This is a genomic window from Streptomyces sp. NPDC049813 (assembly GCF_044465085.1).
Taxonomy (GTDB): domain Bacteria; phylum Actinomycetota; class Actinomycetes; order Streptomycetales; family Streptomycetaceae; genus Streptomyces.
On sequence record NZ_JBITLI010000005.1, the window covers coordinates 227934 to 244552 of the forward strand.

16 protein-coding genes, 2 tRNA genes and 1 pseudogene are annotated in these 16619 nt (G+C 73.0%); 14 read left to right on the plus strand and 5 right to left on the minus strand.

The window, feature by feature from the left end; all coding sequences use genetic code 11:
* Window positions 1-68: 68 nt before the first annotated feature.
* The 3 genes from ACIBW6_RS13705 to ACIBW6_RS13715 all read left to right on the plus strand — a co-directional run bounded on the left by ACIBW6_RS13705 (window position 69) and on the right by ACIBW6_RS13715 (window position 3178).
* Window positions 69-1358 carry a glutamate-5-semialdehyde dehydrogenase gene (locus ACIBW6_RS13705; protein WP_399059468.1) on the plus strand — a complete coding sequence of 430 codons (1290 nt, stop codon included), beginning with the start codon at window positions 69-71 and terminating at the stop codon, window positions 1356-1358.
* Between the two features lie 41 nt (window positions 1359-1399).
* Window positions 1400-2017, plus strand: a complete 618-nt coding sequence (locus tag ACIBW6_RS13710; protein WP_399059469.1) for a hypothetical protein — start codon at window positions 1400-1402, stop codon at window positions 2015-2017.
* A 78-nt stretch (window positions 2018-2095) separates the two neighbouring features.
* Window positions 2096-3178, plus strand: a complete 1083-nt coding sequence (locus tag ACIBW6_RS13715; protein ID WP_399059470.1) for a hypothetical protein — start codon at window positions 2096-2098, stop codon at window positions 3176-3178.
* A 10-nt stretch (window positions 3179-3188) separates the two neighbouring features.
* On the opposite strand, the gene ACIBW6_RS13720 is transcribed toward ACIBW6_RS13715, so the two are convergent.
* Window positions 3189-4280, minus strand: coding sequence for a M48 family metallopeptidase (locus ACIBW6_RS13720; protein ID WP_399059471.1), 1092 nt, complete (start codon window positions 4278-4280; stop codon window positions 3189-3191).
* 101 nt (window positions 4281-4381) lie between these two features.
* Between ACIBW6_RS13720 and ACIBW6_RS13725 the strand changes: the two genes are divergently transcribed.
* The 7 genes from ACIBW6_RS13725 (at window position 4382) to ACIBW6_RS13755 (ending at window position 8791) form a co-directional block, all read left to right on the plus strand.
* Window positions 4382-4543 carry a hypothetical protein gene (locus ACIBW6_RS13725; protein ID WP_356493186.1) on the plus strand — a complete coding sequence of 54 codons (162 nt, stop codon included), beginning with the start codon at window positions 4382-4384 and terminating at the stop codon, window positions 4541-4543.
* 127 nt (window positions 4544-4670) lie between these two features.
* Window positions 4671-4835, plus strand: coding sequence for a hypothetical protein (locus ACIBW6_RS13730; RefSeq protein WP_399059473.1), 165 nt, complete (start codon window positions 4671-4673; stop codon window positions 4833-4835).
* A gap of 45 nt (window positions 4836-4880) precedes the next feature.
* Complete coding sequence (nadD, locus tag ACIBW6_RS13735; RefSeq protein WP_399059474.1) at window positions 4881-5543, plus strand: nicotinate-nucleotide adenylyltransferase; 663 nt, start codon at window positions 4881-4883, stop codon at window positions 5541-5543.
* Window positions 5544-5568: 25 nt separating this feature from the next.
* Window positions 5569-7344, plus strand: coding sequence for a LytR C-terminal domain-containing protein (locus ACIBW6_RS13740; protein ID WP_399059475.1), 1776 nt, complete (start codon window positions 5569-5571; stop codon window positions 7342-7344).
* 158 nt (window positions 7345-7502) lie between these two features.
* The gene (gene rsfS, locus ACIBW6_RS13745) at window positions 7503-7961 is read left to right on the plus strand and encodes a ribosome silencing factor (RefSeq protein ID WP_399059476.1); all 459 of its coding nucleotides are present in this window, start codon (window positions 7503-7505) and stop codon (window positions 7959-7961) included.
* The gene (locus ACIBW6_RS13750; RefSeq protein ID WP_399059477.1) at window positions 7958-8608 is read left to right on the plus strand and encodes a histidine phosphatase family protein; all 651 of its coding nucleotides are present in this window, start codon (window positions 7958-7960) and stop codon (window positions 8606-8608) included. The genes rsfS and ACIBW6_RS13750 overlap by 4 nt, the downstream gene beginning before the upstream one ends.
* Window positions 8609-8718: 110 nt before the next feature.
* Window positions 8719-8791 (plus strand) — tRNA-Ala (locus ACIBW6_RS13755).
* A gap of 23 nt (window positions 8792-8814) precedes the next feature.
* Here ACIBW6_RS13755 and ACIBW6_RS13760 read toward each other — a convergent pair.
* Window positions 8815-9840: a helix-turn-helix transcriptional regulator gene (locus tag ACIBW6_RS13760; protein ID WP_399059478.1), complete on the minus strand. Its 1026-nt coding sequence runs from the start codon at window positions 9838-9840 to the stop codon at window positions 8815-8817.
* 104 nt (window positions 9841-9944) lie between these two features.
* Here ACIBW6_RS13760 and ACIBW6_RS13765 point away from each other — a divergent pair, with 104 nt between their 5' ends.
* The 3 genes from ACIBW6_RS13765 to ACIBW6_RS13775 all read left to right on the plus strand — a co-directional run bounded on the left by ACIBW6_RS13765 (window position 9945) and on the right by ACIBW6_RS13775 (window position 11965).
* Window positions 9945-11414, plus strand: a complete 1470-nt coding sequence (locus ACIBW6_RS13765) for an MFS transporter (protein WP_399059479.1) — start codon at window positions 9945-9947, stop codon at window positions 11412-11414.
* Window positions 11415-11502: 88 nt separating this feature from the next.
* Window positions 11503-11721 (plus strand): hypothetical protein, encoded by a 219-nt coding sequence (locus ACIBW6_RS13770; RefSeq protein WP_399059480.1) that lies wholly within the window; start codon window positions 11503-11505, stop codon window positions 11719-11721.
* A 10-nt stretch (window positions 11722-11731) separates the two neighbouring features.
* Window positions 11732-11965, plus strand: a complete 234-nt coding sequence (locus tag ACIBW6_RS13775; RefSeq protein ID WP_356493193.1) for a hypothetical protein — start codon at window positions 11732-11734, stop codon at window positions 11963-11965.
* Here the strand turns inward: ACIBW6_RS13775 and ACIBW6_RS13780 are convergent.
* A pseudogene (locus tag ACIBW6_RS13780) lies at window positions 11937-13130 on the minus strand (glycosyltransferase 87 family protein); the annotation flags it as partial. The gene ACIBW6_RS13775 and the pseudogene ACIBW6_RS13780 overlap by 29 nt on opposite strands.
* 146 nt (window positions 13131-13276) lie before the next feature.
* On the opposite strand from ACIBW6_RS13780, the gene ACIBW6_RS13785 reads away from it, so the two are divergent.
* Window positions 13277-13349: transfer RNA gene (locus tag ACIBW6_RS13785), tRNA-Ala, on the plus strand.
* Between the two features lie 81 nt (window positions 13350-13430).
* On the opposite strand, the gene ACIBW6_RS13790 is transcribed toward ACIBW6_RS13785, so the two are convergent.
* On the minus strand, window positions 13431-15011 hold the full coding sequence (locus ACIBW6_RS13790) for an NADH-ubiquinone oxidoreductase-F iron-sulfur binding region domain-containing protein (RefSeq protein WP_399059481.1): 1581 nt from the start codon (window positions 15009-15011) through the stop codon (window positions 13431-13433).
* On the minus strand, window positions 15008-16372 hold the full coding sequence (locus ACIBW6_RS13795) for a cytochrome b/b6 domain-containing protein (protein ID WP_399059482.1): 1365 nt from the start codon (window positions 16370-16372) through the stop codon (window positions 15008-15010). Before ACIBW6_RS13795 ends, ACIBW6_RS13790 begins: the two co-directional genes overlap by 4 nt.
* Between the last annotated feature and the right edge of the window lie 247 nt (window positions 16373-16619).

Here is a 16619-nt window from a genome sequence, read left to right on the forward strand (position 1 = left end):
TTTCGGCCATGTCTCACCTCCCGGAACAGGAGCTGGACGCCCCGCGCACCCCCGATACGCTGCGGGGCATGACGTCGCCTTCCCTCAACCCGTACGACGCGATGACCCCGGTCACCCGGGCCGCCTACCGCGCCCGCGCCGCCGCCAACGACCTCGCCCCGCTGCCGCGCGCCCAGAAGGACGACGCGCTGGCGGCGATCGCCGACGCCCTGGAGGTGCGCACCGCGGAGATCGTCGAGGCCAACGCCGAGGACATCGCCCGCGCCCGCCAGGCCGGCACCAGCGAGTCCATCGTCGACCGGCTGACCCTGACCCCCGAGCGGGTCCGCGCCATCGCCTCCGACGTCCGCGACGTCATCGCCCTGCCCGACCCGGTCGGCCAGGTCGTCCGCGGCAACACGCTGCCCAACGGGATCGACCTGCGCCAGGTCCGCGTCCCGCTCGGCGTCGTCGGCATCATCTACGAGGCCCGCCCGAACGTGACGGTCGACGCCGCCGCCCTCTGCCTCAAGTCGGGCAACGCGGTACTGCTGCGCGGCAGCTCCTCCGCGTACGCCTCGAACACCGCCCTGGTGCGCGTGGTGCGCGACGCCGTCGGCGGCAGCGGGCTGCCCGCCGACGCGGTCCAGCTCGTGCCCGGCGAGAACCGCGACTCGGTCACCGAACTCATGCGGGCCCGCGGCCTCGTCGACGTCCTCATCCCGCGCGGCGGCGCCTCGCTCATCAAGAACGTCGTGGAGAACTCGATCGTCCCCGTGATCGAGACCGGCACCGGCAACTGCCACGTGTACGTCGACGCCGACACCGACCTCGACATGGCCGTCGACATCCTCGTCAACTCCAAGGCGCAGCGCCCCTCCGTCTGCAACGCCGCCGAGACCCTCCTGGTCCACCAGGACATCGCCGACGCGTTCGTGCCGCGCGCCCTGGACGCGCTCGCCGACGCGGGCGTCACCGTCCACGCCGACCCCCGGATCCTCGGCTACGCGGACGGCTCCAAGGCCACCGTCGTCGAGGCGACCCACGACGACTGGGAGACCGAGTACCTCTCCTACGACATCGCGGCCGCCGTCGTCGACAGCCTCGACAGCGCCGTCGAGCACATCCGCCTGTGGTCCTCCGGGCACACCGAGGCCATCGTCACCACCTCGCAGCAGGCCGCCCGCCGCTTCACCCAGCTGGTGGACTCCACGACCGTCGCGGTCAACGCCTCGACCCGGTTCACCGACGGCGGCCAGTTCGGCTTCGGCGCCGAGATCGGCATCTCCACGCAGAAGCTGCACGCCCGCGGCCCCATGGGCCTCCCGGAGCTGACCAGCACCAAGTACATCGTCACCGGCGACGGACACACCCGTTAAGCAGCGACTTGTGAGCTGAATTCCCATACCGTCTGCCCAAAATGACCCCCCAGGTCTACTCTGGACCCGTGCCGGAGGACGTGGGGGGCGCGCCGTTCCCGGACGGCTGGGAGCCCGACGACGACCACGACCGCGGGGGCTGGGACGAAGAGTTCGCCTCCGTGGTCTTCGACGAGGACTTCGTGAAGGCCGCCGAGGTCCATGAGCCCACCGCGGTCGAGCGGCTGCTCGCCGCGGCCCAGGCGCGCGCCGAGGCCCAGGAGGCCGAGTCCCGCAGGGCCCGCACCCGCCGGGGCCCCGACGACGACTTCTACGAGGACGGCGACGGCTACGGGCTGGACGGCGCGGCGGATTTCGGCCGCCTGCGCGACGAGGCCGACGGGCTGTACGAGGAGGGCCTCGACCAGGACGGCCGGACCGGCCCGCACACCGGTATGGTCCGCTGGCGCCGGCCCGTGGCCTGGGCACTCGCCCTGATCATGGGCGTCGGCATGGTCGCCCTCGCCTTCACGGCCGTCTACCGGGGCGCGTCGGGCGGCCGCCAGGACCAGGTGCCGCCGCCCGCCACCACGGAGCTGGAGAAGAATCTGCCGGGCCCGCCCTCCGCTTCCGCCGACCACTCCCGGCCTGCGGTTTCCGCGGTCCCGCGGTCCCCCTGACCGGCCGGGCGGACGGCCGCCGGAAGTTGTCGCGCACCAGGGCGTTTACCGGCGGCCGCGACGACCTAACCTGAAGGTATGGGCGGGCCAGGAGACCCACCGGAGGGCACGCCGGAAGGTGGGCCCGCCGGGGGCGGAGGCAGTGAGGACGAGTACCGATCCGTCGTGTTCGACGAATCGTTCGTGCGGGCTGCCCGGCTCCAGGAGTTCTCCGCGCAGGAGCGCATCACCGACCACGCCCCCGCCGTACGCCGCACGCCCGCCCTGCGCCGCGGCCTGACCCGGCAGGCCGTCCTGCTCGTCGCCCTGATCGTCGTCGCCTTCGGCACCGCGGTCTACATGGGCGTGCGCAGCCCGTACCGCACGGCCCCGGCGGCCCGCTCCACCGAACCGCTGCGGATGACGGTGATCCCGCTCGCCCCGGGCGCCGCCGTGCCCGGCTCCGGCTCCGCCGCGGACCTCTACCGGCACAGCCCCGCCGCCCGGTTCCGGGTCGCCGCGGACGGCATCACCCTGCCGACCGGCGTCCGGCGCACCGCGCACTTCTCCGACAGCCAGGTCGTCACCGCCCTGAGCACCGCCAAGGACTACCTCGTCGACTCCTCGCTCGACCCGGACGTGCTCACCGGGGGCGCGGTCCGGCCGGTGCGGATGCTCGTCGACCCCCGCCAGCTCGACCAGTTCGACCGGAGCTTCGACCGGCCGGTCATGGACGGCCGGCACGCGGCGACCGGCTGGCTGGTCCGCTTCGACCCGGCCCGGGCCGAGCTCGCCGACCCGGGCATCCGTGTCCGGGGCACGCTGCACGCCGCCGAGACCGGCACGGACACCCTCGAAGTCACCTCCGACCACACCTTCGTGTACGCGCTGCGCCCGGTCGGCGCCGCCGACCGGGCCAGGACCTCGCTCTTCACGGTCCGCCGCGAGCTGCACTTCCGCTTCGACCGCGAGGACCTGCGCAACCACCAGGCCGAGCTGCTCGTCTCCTACGTCCAGGCGGGCCCGCTCTCCTGCGCCGCGGACCCGGCCGACCACCTGCGCCCGCTGCTCGCGGGGGAGACGGCGAAGCAGGACGGCCCGGCGGGCACCGACCCGTACGCGACGGGCAGCGCGACCGCGTTGTGCGGCGCGCTCGCCCCCAGCGCCCAGCCGGCCGTCTGAACCGGGTCCGTCAGCTCCCCGCGGGGTCGTCCTGGGCGCCGTGGTTGCCCGTGTTGCCGCCGCCGTTGCCCCCGAAGTTGCCGAAGCCGCGCCGCATCCGGCCGCCGAGGTCGCCCGCGCCGCCCGCGATGTCGCTGACCAGCTTCATCAGCGGGTCCTTCGAGTTCTTGACGTGGTCCGTGTAGTGCGCGGCCGACTCGCGGAAGGAGTCGGTCACCGAGGTGTCCTTGTCCTCGCTGCGGCGCGGGTAGTGCCCGTCCATCAGCCGCTGGAAGTCGCGGGACTCGGCCCACCGCTTCAACTCGGCGGCCCGCACCGTCGTGAACGGGTGGGAACGCGGCATGACGTTCAGGATCTTCAGGACGGAGTCGCGCAGGTCGCCCCCGGCCTCGTACTCCTCGGCCTGCTTGAGGAACGCGTCCACGTTCATCTCGTGCAGGTGGTTGCCGCCCGCGATCTTCATCAGGCCGCGCATGGACGCCTTGAGGTCCTGGCCGACCAGCAGCCCGGCGCGGTCCGCGGACAGCTCCGACTTGCGGAACCACTCGCGCAGCGCCGTCACGATCGCCATGATCGCGAGGTTGCCCAGCGGGATCCACGCCACCCGCAGCGCGAGGCTGGTCAGGAAGAGCAGTATCGTCCGGTAGACCGAGTGGCCGGAGAGCGCGTGGCCCACCTCGTGGCCGACGACCGCCCGCATCTCCTCCTCGTCGAGCAGCTCCACCAGGCCGGTGGTGACGACGATGATCGGCTCGTCCAGGCCGATGCACATCGCGTTCGGCTGCGGGTCCTGGTTGACGTACATCGGCGGGACCTTCTCCAGGTCCAGGATCTGGCAGGCGTCCCGCAGCATCGCGTACAGGTGCGCGAACTGCTCGTCCGACACGCGCACGGAGTCCGACAGGAACAGCAGCCGCAGACTGCGCTCCGGCAGCAGGCCGCTCAGCGCCTTGAAGACGGTGTCGAACCCCGTGAGCTTGCGCAGCGCCACCAGGGCCGAGCGGTCCGCGGGGTGTTCGTACGCCCGCGAGGAGATGCCGGGAAAGCTCCGGCGCTGCCTGCCGGGTACGTGGTCGTGCTGCTCGTTCGGTACGTCGGGCATGCGGCCCCCCATGTCGATGTGGCTCGGTTGTGCCCCCAAGGCGGGAACCACACTAGGCGGAGATACCGTGACGGGGCAGCACACAGAAGGAGCGAACCGTCATGGATCACCACGCCGACGCCGCCGCACTCGCGCACGTCGTCCAGGCAGCAGCGTCCGACCAGGGGCCGGGCAGCCTGCTGCGCATCGTGCTCGTCGTCGCCATCCTCGGGGCCGTCTTCCTGGCCTGGTTCCTGCTGCGCGGCTACAAGCGCGACGACTGACGCCGACCGCGTCCGGGACCGTACGGGGGCCCGTACGGCAGAGTCGGCGTGAGCGCCACGGAGGCTCCCGCTTACGATGGGTCAGAAGTCTTTCTCCCGATCCCACACCGGATAGGTCCTGCCGAAGATGAGCCTCCACAGCCCCGTTGCCCAGCTGGCCACTCTCGCCGCCGAGGGCGGCGAGCACGGCGGCAACCACCCGAGCCTCAGCCCCTTCATGACGGGCGGTGCCGCGCTCGTCATCCTGATTCTCATGCTGTGGATCGTCACCCGCTTCAACCGCGACCGCTGAGCCGGGGGACCGAGCACGCGGACCGGGCCAGTAGGCTCTGCACGCATGGGAGCGCAGGACATGCCTACCGGCCCGGTCAACAGCCCGGCCGGCGGCCCGGATCGTGAATGGGACTCGCCCGCCAAGCGGCGCCTCGGCGTCATGGGCGGCACGTTCGACCCGATCCACCACGGACACCTGGTGGCGGCCAGCGAGGTCGCCGCGCAGTTCCACCTCGACGAGGTGGTCTTCGTGCCGACGGGACAGCCGTGGCAGAAGAGCGACAAAAAGGTTTCCCCGGCCGAGGACCGCTATCTGATGACGGTCATCGCGACCGCGGAGAACCCGCAGTTCTCCGTGAGCCGCATCGACCTCGACCGCGGCGGTCCGACGTACACCACGGACACCCTGCGCGACCTGCGCGCGCTCAACCCGGAAACGGACCTCTTCTTCATCACGGGCGCCGACGCCCTCGGCCAGATCCTGACCTGGCGGTACACCGAAGAGCTGTTCTCCCTGGCACACTTCATCGGCGTCACCCGGCCCGGCCACACGCTCACCGACCCGGGCCTCCCCGAAGGCGGTGTCTCGCTCGTCGAGGTGCCCGCGCTCGCGATCTCGTCCACGGACTGCCGGGACAGGGTCGCCAAGGGGGACCCCATCTGGTACATGGTGCCGGACGGTGTGGTGCGCTACATCGACAAACGCCGGCTGTACCGAGGCGAATGACCCTGCACCGCCGAGAGGGGCATCGGTGAACGACCGCTACGACGGTTACGACCAGCGCGACGACAGGTACGAGCTGGTCGGCTACGACGAGTTCGGCCAGCCGGTGTACCGGCAGGTCCAGCAGGCGCCGTCGTACGACCAGACCGCCGCGGGCCCCGGCTACGGGTACGGCTACGACCCGTACGCCACCGGGCAGCAGCAGCCGGTGCCGCCGGCCGCGCCGCAGCAGTACGACCCCTACGGCGCCGCCGGTCACGACCCGTACGGGCAGGCCACCGGGACGGGCGAGCAGCCCCGGGTCCCGCAGCAGACGCACCCCGGTCAGCAGGATCCGCAGGCGTACCAGGCGCCGCAGACCTACCAGGAGCCGCAGACCTACCCGGCGCACCAGGGCCCGCAGGGGTATCCGGAGCAGGAGGCACCGCGCGCGCACCGGGCCGCCACGCAGCCGCCGCACCAGACCGAGCAGGCCACCGCCTACATCCCGCAGCAGGCCCCGCGGGGGCCGGAGCGGGAGCAGCCGCCGGGCGGCGAGGACCGCGACTACCGCACCGAGCAGTTCTCCTTCGTCGAGGAGCCGGACGAGAACTCCGAAGACGTCATCGACTGGCTGAAGTTCACCGAGTCGCGCAGCGAGCGGCGCGAGGAGGCCAGGCGCCGCGGCCGCAACCGCGTCGTCGCCCTCGTCGTCGCCCTCGCCGTGTGCCTGGTCGGCGGGGTCGGCTACCTCTGGTACGCGGACAAGCTGCCGTTCCTGTCCGGGGACGGCGCCAAGAGCGGCGGCGCGGCGGCGGCCGGCCCGCAGAACCGTGACGTCATCGTCGTGCACCTGCACAACACCAAGGGCGGCGGCACCTCGTCGGCGCTGCTCGTGAACAACACCACCACCAAGCAGGGCAGCACCGTCCTGCTGCCCAACTCCCTGGCCCTGAGCGGCGACGACGGCACCGCCACCACGCTGGGCGCCTCGGTCGACGACGACGGCTCCTCCGGCACCAGCGGCGCCATCGACACCCTGCTCGGCACGGACGTCGAGGGCACCTGGCGGCTCGACACCCCCTACCTCAACAACCTCGTCGAACTCGTCGGCAACATCGAGCTCGACACGGACGCCGACGTGCCCGACCCGGCCAAGAAGGGCACCACCCTCGTCCACAAGGGCGCGGCGCAGACCCTCAGCGGCCCGATGGCGGTGGCGTACGCCACCTACCGGGCCAAGGGCGAGGGCGAGACCGCGCAGCTCATGCGGTTCGGACAGGTCATGCAGGGCGTGCTGCGCAAGCTGTCGTCCGACCCGCAGGCCGCGACGACCACGGTGCAGACGCTCGCCCAGATCCTCGACCCGTCGCTGACGGAGAAGGACCTCGGCGCGTTCCTCGCCAAGCTCGCCGACCACGCCAAGGAGGGCGACTACAAGACCGCCCTGTTGCCGGTCCAGCAGAACGGCACCCTCTCCGAGACGGCCGCGGACTCCGTCGTGAAGGACGTCCTCGGCGGCACCGTCAAGGCCCCCGCCAAGGGGGACTCGCTGCGCATCGCGGTCACGAACGCCACGGGGGACAAGGCCCGCACCGAGAAGGCCCGCGTCGCCCTGGTCAACGGCGGCTACACCTTCGTCGCGGGCGGCACCGGCAGCTCCGTCGCCGCCTCCCTTGTCACCTACGGCGACGACGCCCGCAAGGAGGACGCCGTCGAGGTCGCCAAGACGCTCGGCCTGCCGTCCTCCGCGGTCAAGAAGACCAAGGCCGCCGCGAACGCGGACGTCTCGGTCGTCCTCGGCCAGGACTACACCGGCACGTGACCCGCCCGGCGGCCCCCGGCCCCTGGCGGCCGGGGCCGCCAGGGGCCGCCGGGACCCCCGGGAACGCGGCGCCGGCGGGCCGGCGGACCGTGAGACCCTTGGAGTACCCCCGTCAGCCGTATCGCGGGGGACTCTGACCGCCGACGGAAAGCCTTGTAGTGACCGCCACCGACCGTTCCCAAGAGCTCATCACTGTCGCCGCCCAGGCGGCAGCGGACAAGCTCGCGCACGACATCATCGCCTACGACGTCAGCGATGTGCTGTCCATCACGGACGCCTTCCTGCTCGCCTCCGCGCCCAACGACCGCCAGGTCAAGTCGATCGTCGACGAGATCGAGGAGCGCCTGAACAAGGAGCTCGGCGCCAAGCCGGTCCGCCGCGAGGGCGACCGCGACGCCCGCTGGATCCTGCTCGACTACGTCGACATCGTCGTCCACGTCCAGCACAGCGAGGAGCGCGTCTTCTACGCCCTGGAGCGGCTGTGGAAGGACTGCCCCGAGCTGGACCTGCCCGCCGACGCCAAGGCCACCCGGGGCAAGGCCGCCGAGCACTCCCAGCGCGAGCAGGCCGCGGCCGAGGCCGAGGAGATCCGCGACCTCGGCGGTGAGGTGCTTTGACCGGCGGCTCCCACCGGGGCCGCCGCGTCGTCCTGTGGCGGCACGGCCAGACGGCCTGGAACCTGGAGCGCCGCTTCCAGGGCACCACGGACATCGAGCTGACCGGGGCCGGGGTCGCCCAGGCGCGCCGCGCGGCCCGGCTGCTCGCCTCGCTGAAGCCCGACGCCATCGTCGCCTCCGACCTCGCGCGGGCCGCCGCCACCGCGGCCGAGCTGGCCGCCCTGACCGGCCTCGACGTGACACACGACGAGGGACTGCGCGAGACGTACGCCGGTGAGTGGCAGGGCCTCACGCACGAGGAGATCATCGGGCGGTACGGCGAGCAGTACGCGGCGTGGAAGCGCGGCGAGCCGGTGCGCCGCGGCGGCGGCGAACTGGAGACCGAGGTCGCCGACCGCGCGGCGCCCGTCGTGCTGCGCCACGCCGACAAGCTGCCCGACAACGGCCTGCTCGTCGTGGTCAGCCACGGCGGCACCATCCGCACCACCATCGGCCGCCTTCTGGGCCTGGAGTCCCGCCACTGGGAGGGGCTCGGGGGCCTGTCGAACTGCTGCTGGTCCGTCCTCGGCGAGGGCGCGCGCGGCTGGCGGCTGCTGGAGCACAACGCGGGCACGCTGCCCGAGCCGGTCCTCGGCGACGACGACTGAGCCGGTCCCCGCGGGCCGCGGGGACCGGATTTCACTAATCGGCAGGTCGCAGGCTAAAGTTCTTCTTGTTCGGGCCGCCGGGAGAACACCCGGGGAGAAGAACGCAGCACGGGGCTATAGCTCAGTTGGTAGAGCGCCTGCATGGCATGCAGGAGGTCAGGAGTTCAATTCTCCTTAGCTCCACAGGAATCGAGGATCCCGTCCCGTCAGGGGCGGGATCCTTCGTCGTTCCCGGATCTTTCGTCGCCCCCGGGCCTTTCCTGGCCCGCGGTCGTTTCCCGGTCCGCGGAGCTTTCGGTGTCCGCGCGCAGTCTGCCGAGCAGCTCGCGGGTCGCCTCGTCCGCCGCGGCGTAGACGACGATCCGGCACTCCGGCATGTTGTCGATCGCGAGCGAGGTCGACGTCATCCGCAGCTCGCCGTCGAGCCCCTGGTGCCGGAAGGTCTTCACGTACCGCCCGGGCGGCGCCACGTCACCGCTGCGCCACAGCCGCGCGAACTCCTCGCTGGCCCCGGACAGGGCCCGGACGAACTCCTCCCAGCCGGGCTCGCCGACATGGCGGCCGTACGCCGAGCGCAGGATGCCCACCATCACCGGCAGCTCGCTCTCCCGGAAGAGCAGCGGGCACAGCCCCTCCGGAGCCACGAACAGGGTCCACAGGGCATTGGCGGGCCGCCCCGTCGTGGGATCGTGCAGATCCTCGCGGACCTGGAAGAGCAGGCGGTACCCCGCGTTCGTGGCCAGCAGGTCGTACCGGGTGTTGTAGACCACGGCCGGGAGGGGGTCGAGGGCGTCGAGGATGCCCTGCACGTCCGCCGCGACCGCCTGGCCGCCGCTGTCCGGCGCGGGCGCGAACGCCACGCCCGCCAGCCGGTACAGGTGCTCCCGCTCCGGCCCGCCGAGCCGCAGCGTGCGCGCCACCGCGTCCAGGACCTGCGGCGAGGCGTTGATCGGGCGGCCCTGCTCCAACCACGTGTACCAGGTGACGCCGACGCCGGAGAGCTGGGCGACCTCCTCGCGGCGCAGCCCGGGCGTGCGCCTGCGCGGACCCGGGGGCATGCCGACGTCCTGGGGCGTGACCCTGGCGCGGCGGCCGCGCAGGAAGGCGGCCAGCTCGGGCCTGCGGCGCTCCCGCGCGCGGCCCCGCGTGCCGTCCGCGCCCCGGTCCGCCGTGTCGTCCGTCGCCGGGCCCGCCGTGCGGTCCGTCGTCGTCATCGTCGTCACGTCCCCCATCGTCCCCGCCGGTCCCGCGCCCCGGAAGCGGTCTGCCGGGTGCTGCCGGTACCAGCATCAGCGGGCTCTCGGCACCGGGATCCGACCCGCGTCAGGCTCCGGCCATGACGACGACCCTTCCCCAGAGCCCACCCCCGCCGACTCCTGGACCCAGTAAAGCCCCCGGCACCGACAACGGCGCCGCGAACGGCCGCGGGCGGCTGCTCGCGGTGGTGCTCGTCGCGCAGTTCATGGCGGTCCTCGACGTCTTCATCGTGAACGTCGCCGCCCCCACCCTGCGCACCGAACTCCACGCGTCCGGCGCCTCGTTGCAGCTGGTCGTGGCCGGATACACCATCACGTACGCCGTGCTGCTGATCACCGGGGCGCGCCTCGGCGACCTGTTCGGGCACCGCCGTGCCGTGCTCGCCGGGCTCGCGGTCTTCACCGCCGCCTCGCTCGCCTGCGGACTGGCGCACAGCAGCGGCCAGTTGACCGGGTTCCGCATGGTGCAGGGCGCCGGATCGGCGCTGATGATCCCGCAGGTGCTCAGCCTCGTGCAGCGGACCTTCACCGGCGAGGCCCGGACCCGGGCGCTGGGCGCGTACGCCGCGGTGCTCGCCGTCGGCGCCGCCGCGGGCCAGGTGCTCGGCGGGGTGCTGGTCAGCGCCGACCTCTTCGGCACCGGCTGGCGGGCCGTCTTCCTGGTCAACGTGCCGGTCGGCGTGGCCCTGCTGGTCCTCGGGCGGCGCGCGCTGCCCCGCGACGGCGCGCGGCGGGCCGGTGTGCGCCCGCTCGACCTGCCGGGGCTCGTCCTGCTCGGCGCCGCCGTGTCCCTGCTCACCGTGCCGCTCGTGCTCGGCCAGGAGGAGCGGTGGCCGCTGTGGTCCTGGCTGTGCCTGGCCGGCTCGGCCGTGGCGTTCGCCGTCTTCTGCGGCTACGAAGCGGCTCTGGGGCGGCGCGGCGGCGCACCGCTGATCTCCCCGGGGGTGCTGCGTGTGCCGGGCATCAAGCGGGCCGTGCTGCAGATCCTCCTCGCCATGGCCGTCAACGCAGGCTACCTCTTCACCCTCACCCTGCACATCCAGGGCGGCCTGGGTTACAGCGCCCTGCGGGCGGGCCTGACCTTCGCGCCCGCCGCCGTGGTGTTCGGCGTCGTCGGGCTGACCTGGCGGCGCTGGCCGACGCGGTGGCACCCGGCCCTGACCCCCGCGGGCTTCGTGCTGGCGGCGGCCGGGGCGCTCGGCACCGGTCTCACGCTGCGCGGTGGCGGGGACGGCGGCGGGTGGCTCTATGTCTCCTTCGTGGCGATCGGTGCCGGGCTGTCGCTCGGATTCAGCCCGACGCTCACGCGGGCCCTGGCGGCCGTGCGGCCCGTGGAGGCGGCCGACGCCAGCGGACTGCTCGCCACGGTGACGCAACTCGGCCAACTCATCGGAGTCGCCGCCTTCGGGGCGCTTTTCCTCAACCGCGTTGAGTCGTCCGGCACTTCGGGGGCGTATCTCTCTGCGGACGCGCTCTTGATGTGCACCTGTGCGCTGGCCGGGGCGGCCGTCCTGGGCGCCGTATCCGGACTGGTACGCAGGCGTCGCTGACCGTGTCGCTCCGGCCGTGGCAGAATCGGACGGCCGGAAGAGGGCTGCGTCCGCGCGACGAAGAGGGCCCGACGGGAGGGAGTGCGCGATGCTCTTGGGCATCAACGAGGAGGCCGACCGCCTCCCCGGTGTGGCCGTGCCACGTGCCGCGTTCCCGTCTTCGTCCTGTTCCTCCGGCGTTGTCCCTCTTGTCACGGATGTTCTCCTCAACTGCCCGTCCTGCGGCTCCTTCCACGTCGCCCAGATGCTGGGTGACAACGGCGGGATCTCGTACGTGTGCACGGCCTGCGGCCACAGCTGGAGCTGAGCGGATCGACATGGGGTCACACAGGCGGAAGTGCGACTGGTGCGGCAGCGGTACGCCCATCGTGCGCGACATGGAGCCGGTCAACCCGGACTACCAGTACTGGTGCGAGGAGTGCGCACGGGCGCTGATCATAAAAGGCGACCCGATCGAGACGTATCGGGAACTGGAGGGCGAGCCGATCTACGGCCGTCTCCTGGACGAACACTGCACCCTGAAGCGGTTCTACTCGTTCGCCAGAGCCTGACCCCGGCGTAGGCCAGGAAGGCGCACGCCGCTCCTACGTAGAGGGCGGACAGACTCAACTGGGCACCGTTCTGATGGAGTTCGACCCGGCCGGGGCCGTGCGGCACCCACCACAGGGCGTACGAGCAGAACAGGACGGCCAGCGCGGCGGCGGTGCGCCGGTGGCCGGCCTCCCACACCAGCAGGATCAGCGGCACGCACCACACCCAGTGGTGCGACCAGGAGACCGGACTGACCAGCAGGGCCGTCATCGCGCACGCCACCACCGCCACGGCCCGCCGGCCGCGCACCGCGGCGGTGACGGCGACGGCGAGCCCCGCGGCGGCCGTCAGGGCGGCGGCCAGGGCCCACAAGCCGCCCGGGTCGCCCGCGTGCAGGAGCCGGGCCAGGACGCCGCGCAGCGACTGGTTCGCGGTGTCCTCGGCGTGCCCCACCCGGCCCGTCTCGAAGACCATCCGGCCCCAGAAGCGCAGGGAGTCGCCCGGCAGCACGCAGGCGGCCAGCGCCGTGGCACCCCCGAACGCCCCCGCCGCCACGCCCGCCTGCCGCAGCCACGGCCGCCAGGGGCCCCGGCCCGTCACCGCGAGCGCGAGCGCGGTGGCCAGCAGGAAGACGGCGAACAGGGCCGGGGTCAGCTTGATCGCCGCCGCCACCCCGATCCCGGCACCGGCCCACCGGTGCCCGGGCCGTCGCGTCAGATCCCACAGGACCAGGACGGCCAGCAGGAGATTGACCTGCCCGTAGCGCAGCGTCGTCCACACCGGCTCGCACCACACCGCGCCCGCGGCAACCCAGCACGCGTGCTCCACGCGCGCGTGGCGGCCCACGAGCCGTAAGGCCAGCTGCGCGAACGCGACCAGGAGAGCGAGGTTCGCGAGGGTCGCCGTGGCCCGCATGGTGGCGACGTCCAGCAGCGTCAGCGGGGTGAACAGCAGCGCCGCGAACGGCGGGTACGTGGTGGGCAGTCGGGCGTGCGTCGCGCGCAGCGCATACAGGTCGCCGCCGGCCCGCACGGTCGCCCCCTCCGCTCTATAGACCATCAGGTCGATCATCGAGACGTCGGCGGCCCGCTGAGCGGCCCAGAAGCTGAGGAAGGAGAGCAGGCAGACGGCGAGGGCCGCGGGCACGTGGCGGCGACGGACACGAGGCAGGGCGAGCACGGTCACGTCAGGGGACCCTAGTGGCCGCAACCATCCTCTTTCCGCACAGAGGGGGTCAGATGGGAAACGATTTGGTGGAGCACGTGGGTGACCGTGTAATGTTGGCGTCGCCGCCGGGGAAACCGACAGGAAGACCGGGCGGATCGCAGCACGGGGCTATAGCTCAGTTGGTAGAGCGCCTGCATGGCATGCAGGAGGTCAGGAGTTCAATTCTCCTTAGCTCCACAGGAATCGAAAGCGGGTCATCCGGATCGGATGGCCCGCTTTCGTCTGTCCGGCTCCGTGCGCGCCCCGCGCGGGGCCTCCCTACTTGCGCGTGCGGCTGCGGTTGCGGCCCGGCGGGAGCGCGGGCGGGAGTGCGCGGCCGGTGGGGAGCGCCGAGGCGTCCTCCTCCAGGCGCAGGGCCAGCGCGGGACAGCGCCGCACCGCGCGCACGGCGTTCGCCTCCGAGTAGCGCGGCACCGCCGCGTCCGCGACCGCCGGGAAACCGTCCGGGCCCAGCTGGATCAGCTCCGGCACGATGTCCGCGCAGAGGCCGTGGCCCCGGCAGAGAGTCCAGTCGACGGCGAGCCGCTTGCCGCTGGGTGCCGCGCCGGCGGGCGGGGCCGTGTGCAGCGGCAGCACCCCGCGCACCGGGCGGCCGCAGCCGCTGCCCAGGACGTGCGCCGCCAGGTCGTCCGTGAACGCGGAGATCGTCGACTCGATGAACGCCGCCGAACCGTCCGGGTGCTTGCAGGCTCCGCGCCGCTTCACCGCCCGGGTGACCTCGCGCAGCGCCTCCAGGGCGGTGGGCCCGCCGCCGTTCAGGACGTCCTCCAGGCCGCGCGCGGCGGCGGGCAGCCCCAGGTAGCAGGGCCCGCACTGGCCCGCGCTCTCCGCTGCCAGCCACTGCGCCACCTTGAGGGCCTCGCCGAGCGGGCAGGTGTCCGGGCCGATCGGCAGGATCGCGCCCGCGCCCAGTGCGCCGCCGCTCGCCTCCAGGGAGGCGCGGGAGACGATGGCGTCCTGCGCGCCGACGCCGTCCAGCCACTTGCCGTGGTAGCCGCCCGTGAGGACGCCCTGCGGCAGCGGCGGGGCGCCCGCCAGCTGGAGGACGTAGCGCAGGGGGACGCCGGAGGGGACCTCCAGGACCATGGGGCGGGCGACGGCGCCGGAGAGCGTCAGCAGGACGGTGCCGGGCTCGTCGTGCAGACCGGTGCGGCAGAAGCGCTCCGGGCCCGTCCGGGCGGCGACGGCGAGCTGGGCGAACGTCTCCGCGTTCGACAGGAGCGTCGGGGCGCCGCCCACCCCGGTGTCGGAGGCGCGCACCTTGCGGCCCGGCGGCATCGGCGGGCCGCCGTCGGCCGAGCGGATCAGGGCCGAGGACTCCCCGGTGACCATGCGCACCGGATTGCGCTGCACGCGCGCGCGAAGCCGCGCGGTGCGCCGGTCGGTCAGGCCGCGCTCGGCGAGGGCCGCTCGCATCGAGGCCTCCGTGGAGTCGCGCGTCACGCCCACGACGAGGGTGCGGGCGCCGAGCGCCTCGGCGACCAGCAGGGCGCCGTCCAGGATGAGGTGCGGCGCGCGGTTGATCAGCACGGTGTCCTTGCGGCAGGCCGGTTCGTCCTCGCTGCCGTTGACCACGACCACCGGGCGGACACCGCGCCGGATCGCCGACTCGGCGACCGCGCGCAGCTTCTTGGCGAAGGGGAAGCCCGCGCCGCCGCGGCCGCGCAGCGACACCGCCTGCGCCAGCCGCGCGAGTGCCTCACCCGCCATGGGTTCCAGCGGGCCGTGGACCTTGAGGTGCATGTCGAGGTCGAGCCGCTCCACGAGGTCGAACCCGGACGTGAGCTGGGGGAGGCCGACGACGCGGACCTCGGGGACGTCGGGCAGCGCCGTGTTCACTGCGTGCCTCCGTAGGGCGTGGTCCAGGGCTCACCGGAGGAAGGGGCCTGGAAGGGGCCGGGGAGCGGTTCGGCGAGTGGCTCGTCGGCCGGGTGGGGGCCGCTGTAGCGGCCTTCGTAGGAGCCACCGGAGTCGCTGCTCCCGTAGGCGGTGTCGTACGAGGGGACGCCTCCGTAGGGCGTGTCGTAGGCCGGGTCGTACGAGGAGCGCGGGGCCTCCGCGGGAGGCGGTGGTGACGGCGCGGGCCAGCGCTGGGCGGGCAGCGGCTCGCTGTCCTGGTTGGAGGGCGGCTCTACGGGGATCGGTGCTGCGTACGACGGCTCTCTGTACGACCACTCGGCGTGTGAGGGCTCTACGTAGGAGGGCTCCACGTATGAGGTCTCCACGTATGAGGGTTCTGCGTACGAGGGCTCTATGTAGGACGGATCTCGGGACGTGCTCGCTGCGAACAGGGGCTCATTGTGCGCGCTCTGCCCGGGGCGCGCGTAGGCCGGTGCCGCGGCGTGCGGGGGCGTGGAGACGGCCCGGTAGGCGGCGGCGAAGCCGACCCCGGCGGGTGCGGGTGCGGGGCGGGCCGCGGGCTCCCCGGCGGACGGCTGACGGGCGGCGCTCGCCCGCGCGGTGCCGCGGACCGTCTCGTGCGGGGCGTCCCCGGGCAGCCGGCGCCCCGGGTCCAGGAAGGCGAGGATCCGGGCGGCGACTTTGCGCTTGACCGGGCGCGGCGCCGCCCGCAGCCCCACCGCCCCGGCGACCGCGACCAGACACAGGCAGTACAGGACCACCACGTACGTCTTGGGCGCGCGCCCCGCATACAGGCCGTGCATCAGGGCCAGGCACCACGCGGGGTAGGCGAGCATGTGGGTGGCACGCCACCGTGCGGCGAGTCCGGCGGGGGAGGCCATGGCGCTGCGGAGCGCTCCGGTGACGCCCGTGGCCACCATGAGCAGCCCGGCGAGCACGCCGATGCCGATCAGGCCGCCGCTGCCCGTCACACCGAGGCCGAAGGGGAGCAGCGCCCCGACGAGCGTCACGTGGGCGAGCGCCACCTTCACGGTGACGTGCAGCAGCAGGAAGCCCAGGGAGGCGACCGCGGTGGCCCGGTGGACGCCCTGGGAGAGCAGCCGCTGCCGGGAGGTCAGGAACAGCCGGTCCGACGCGACCAGGCCCCAGACGACGGACGCCGTGAGGGAGACCAGGGACAGCACCCCGGTCGTGAAGTCGAGCGCGGCCCGGAAGGCGTCGCTCCCCGTGAGCACGACCACGGGTATGAGCAGCAGGACCGCCGCGCTCAGGACCCCCGTTCTGGCGCGGCGGCTGATCCCGTCGGGGAGTGAACTCCGTTTGCTGCGAGGGGAGTTCAAATGATCAGGAGTACGAGGGTGCATGGGGGCGACTCCGAATGGCTCGGCACAGTGGACCCACAGGCACCGCACTCTAGGTCGGCGGATACCAGCCAGTACGAGGTTTGAGTTATCTCGCCGTTATCTTGCGGCGGCCTGCTGGCGATGTTGCCCCGATAGCGGGCGGTACGCGGAGTAACCATTGGCCGTAGGTCGGGTCGGCGGGAAGCCCGTCGCGGCCCGCGCGGGGGCTGCGGTACCCTGACGC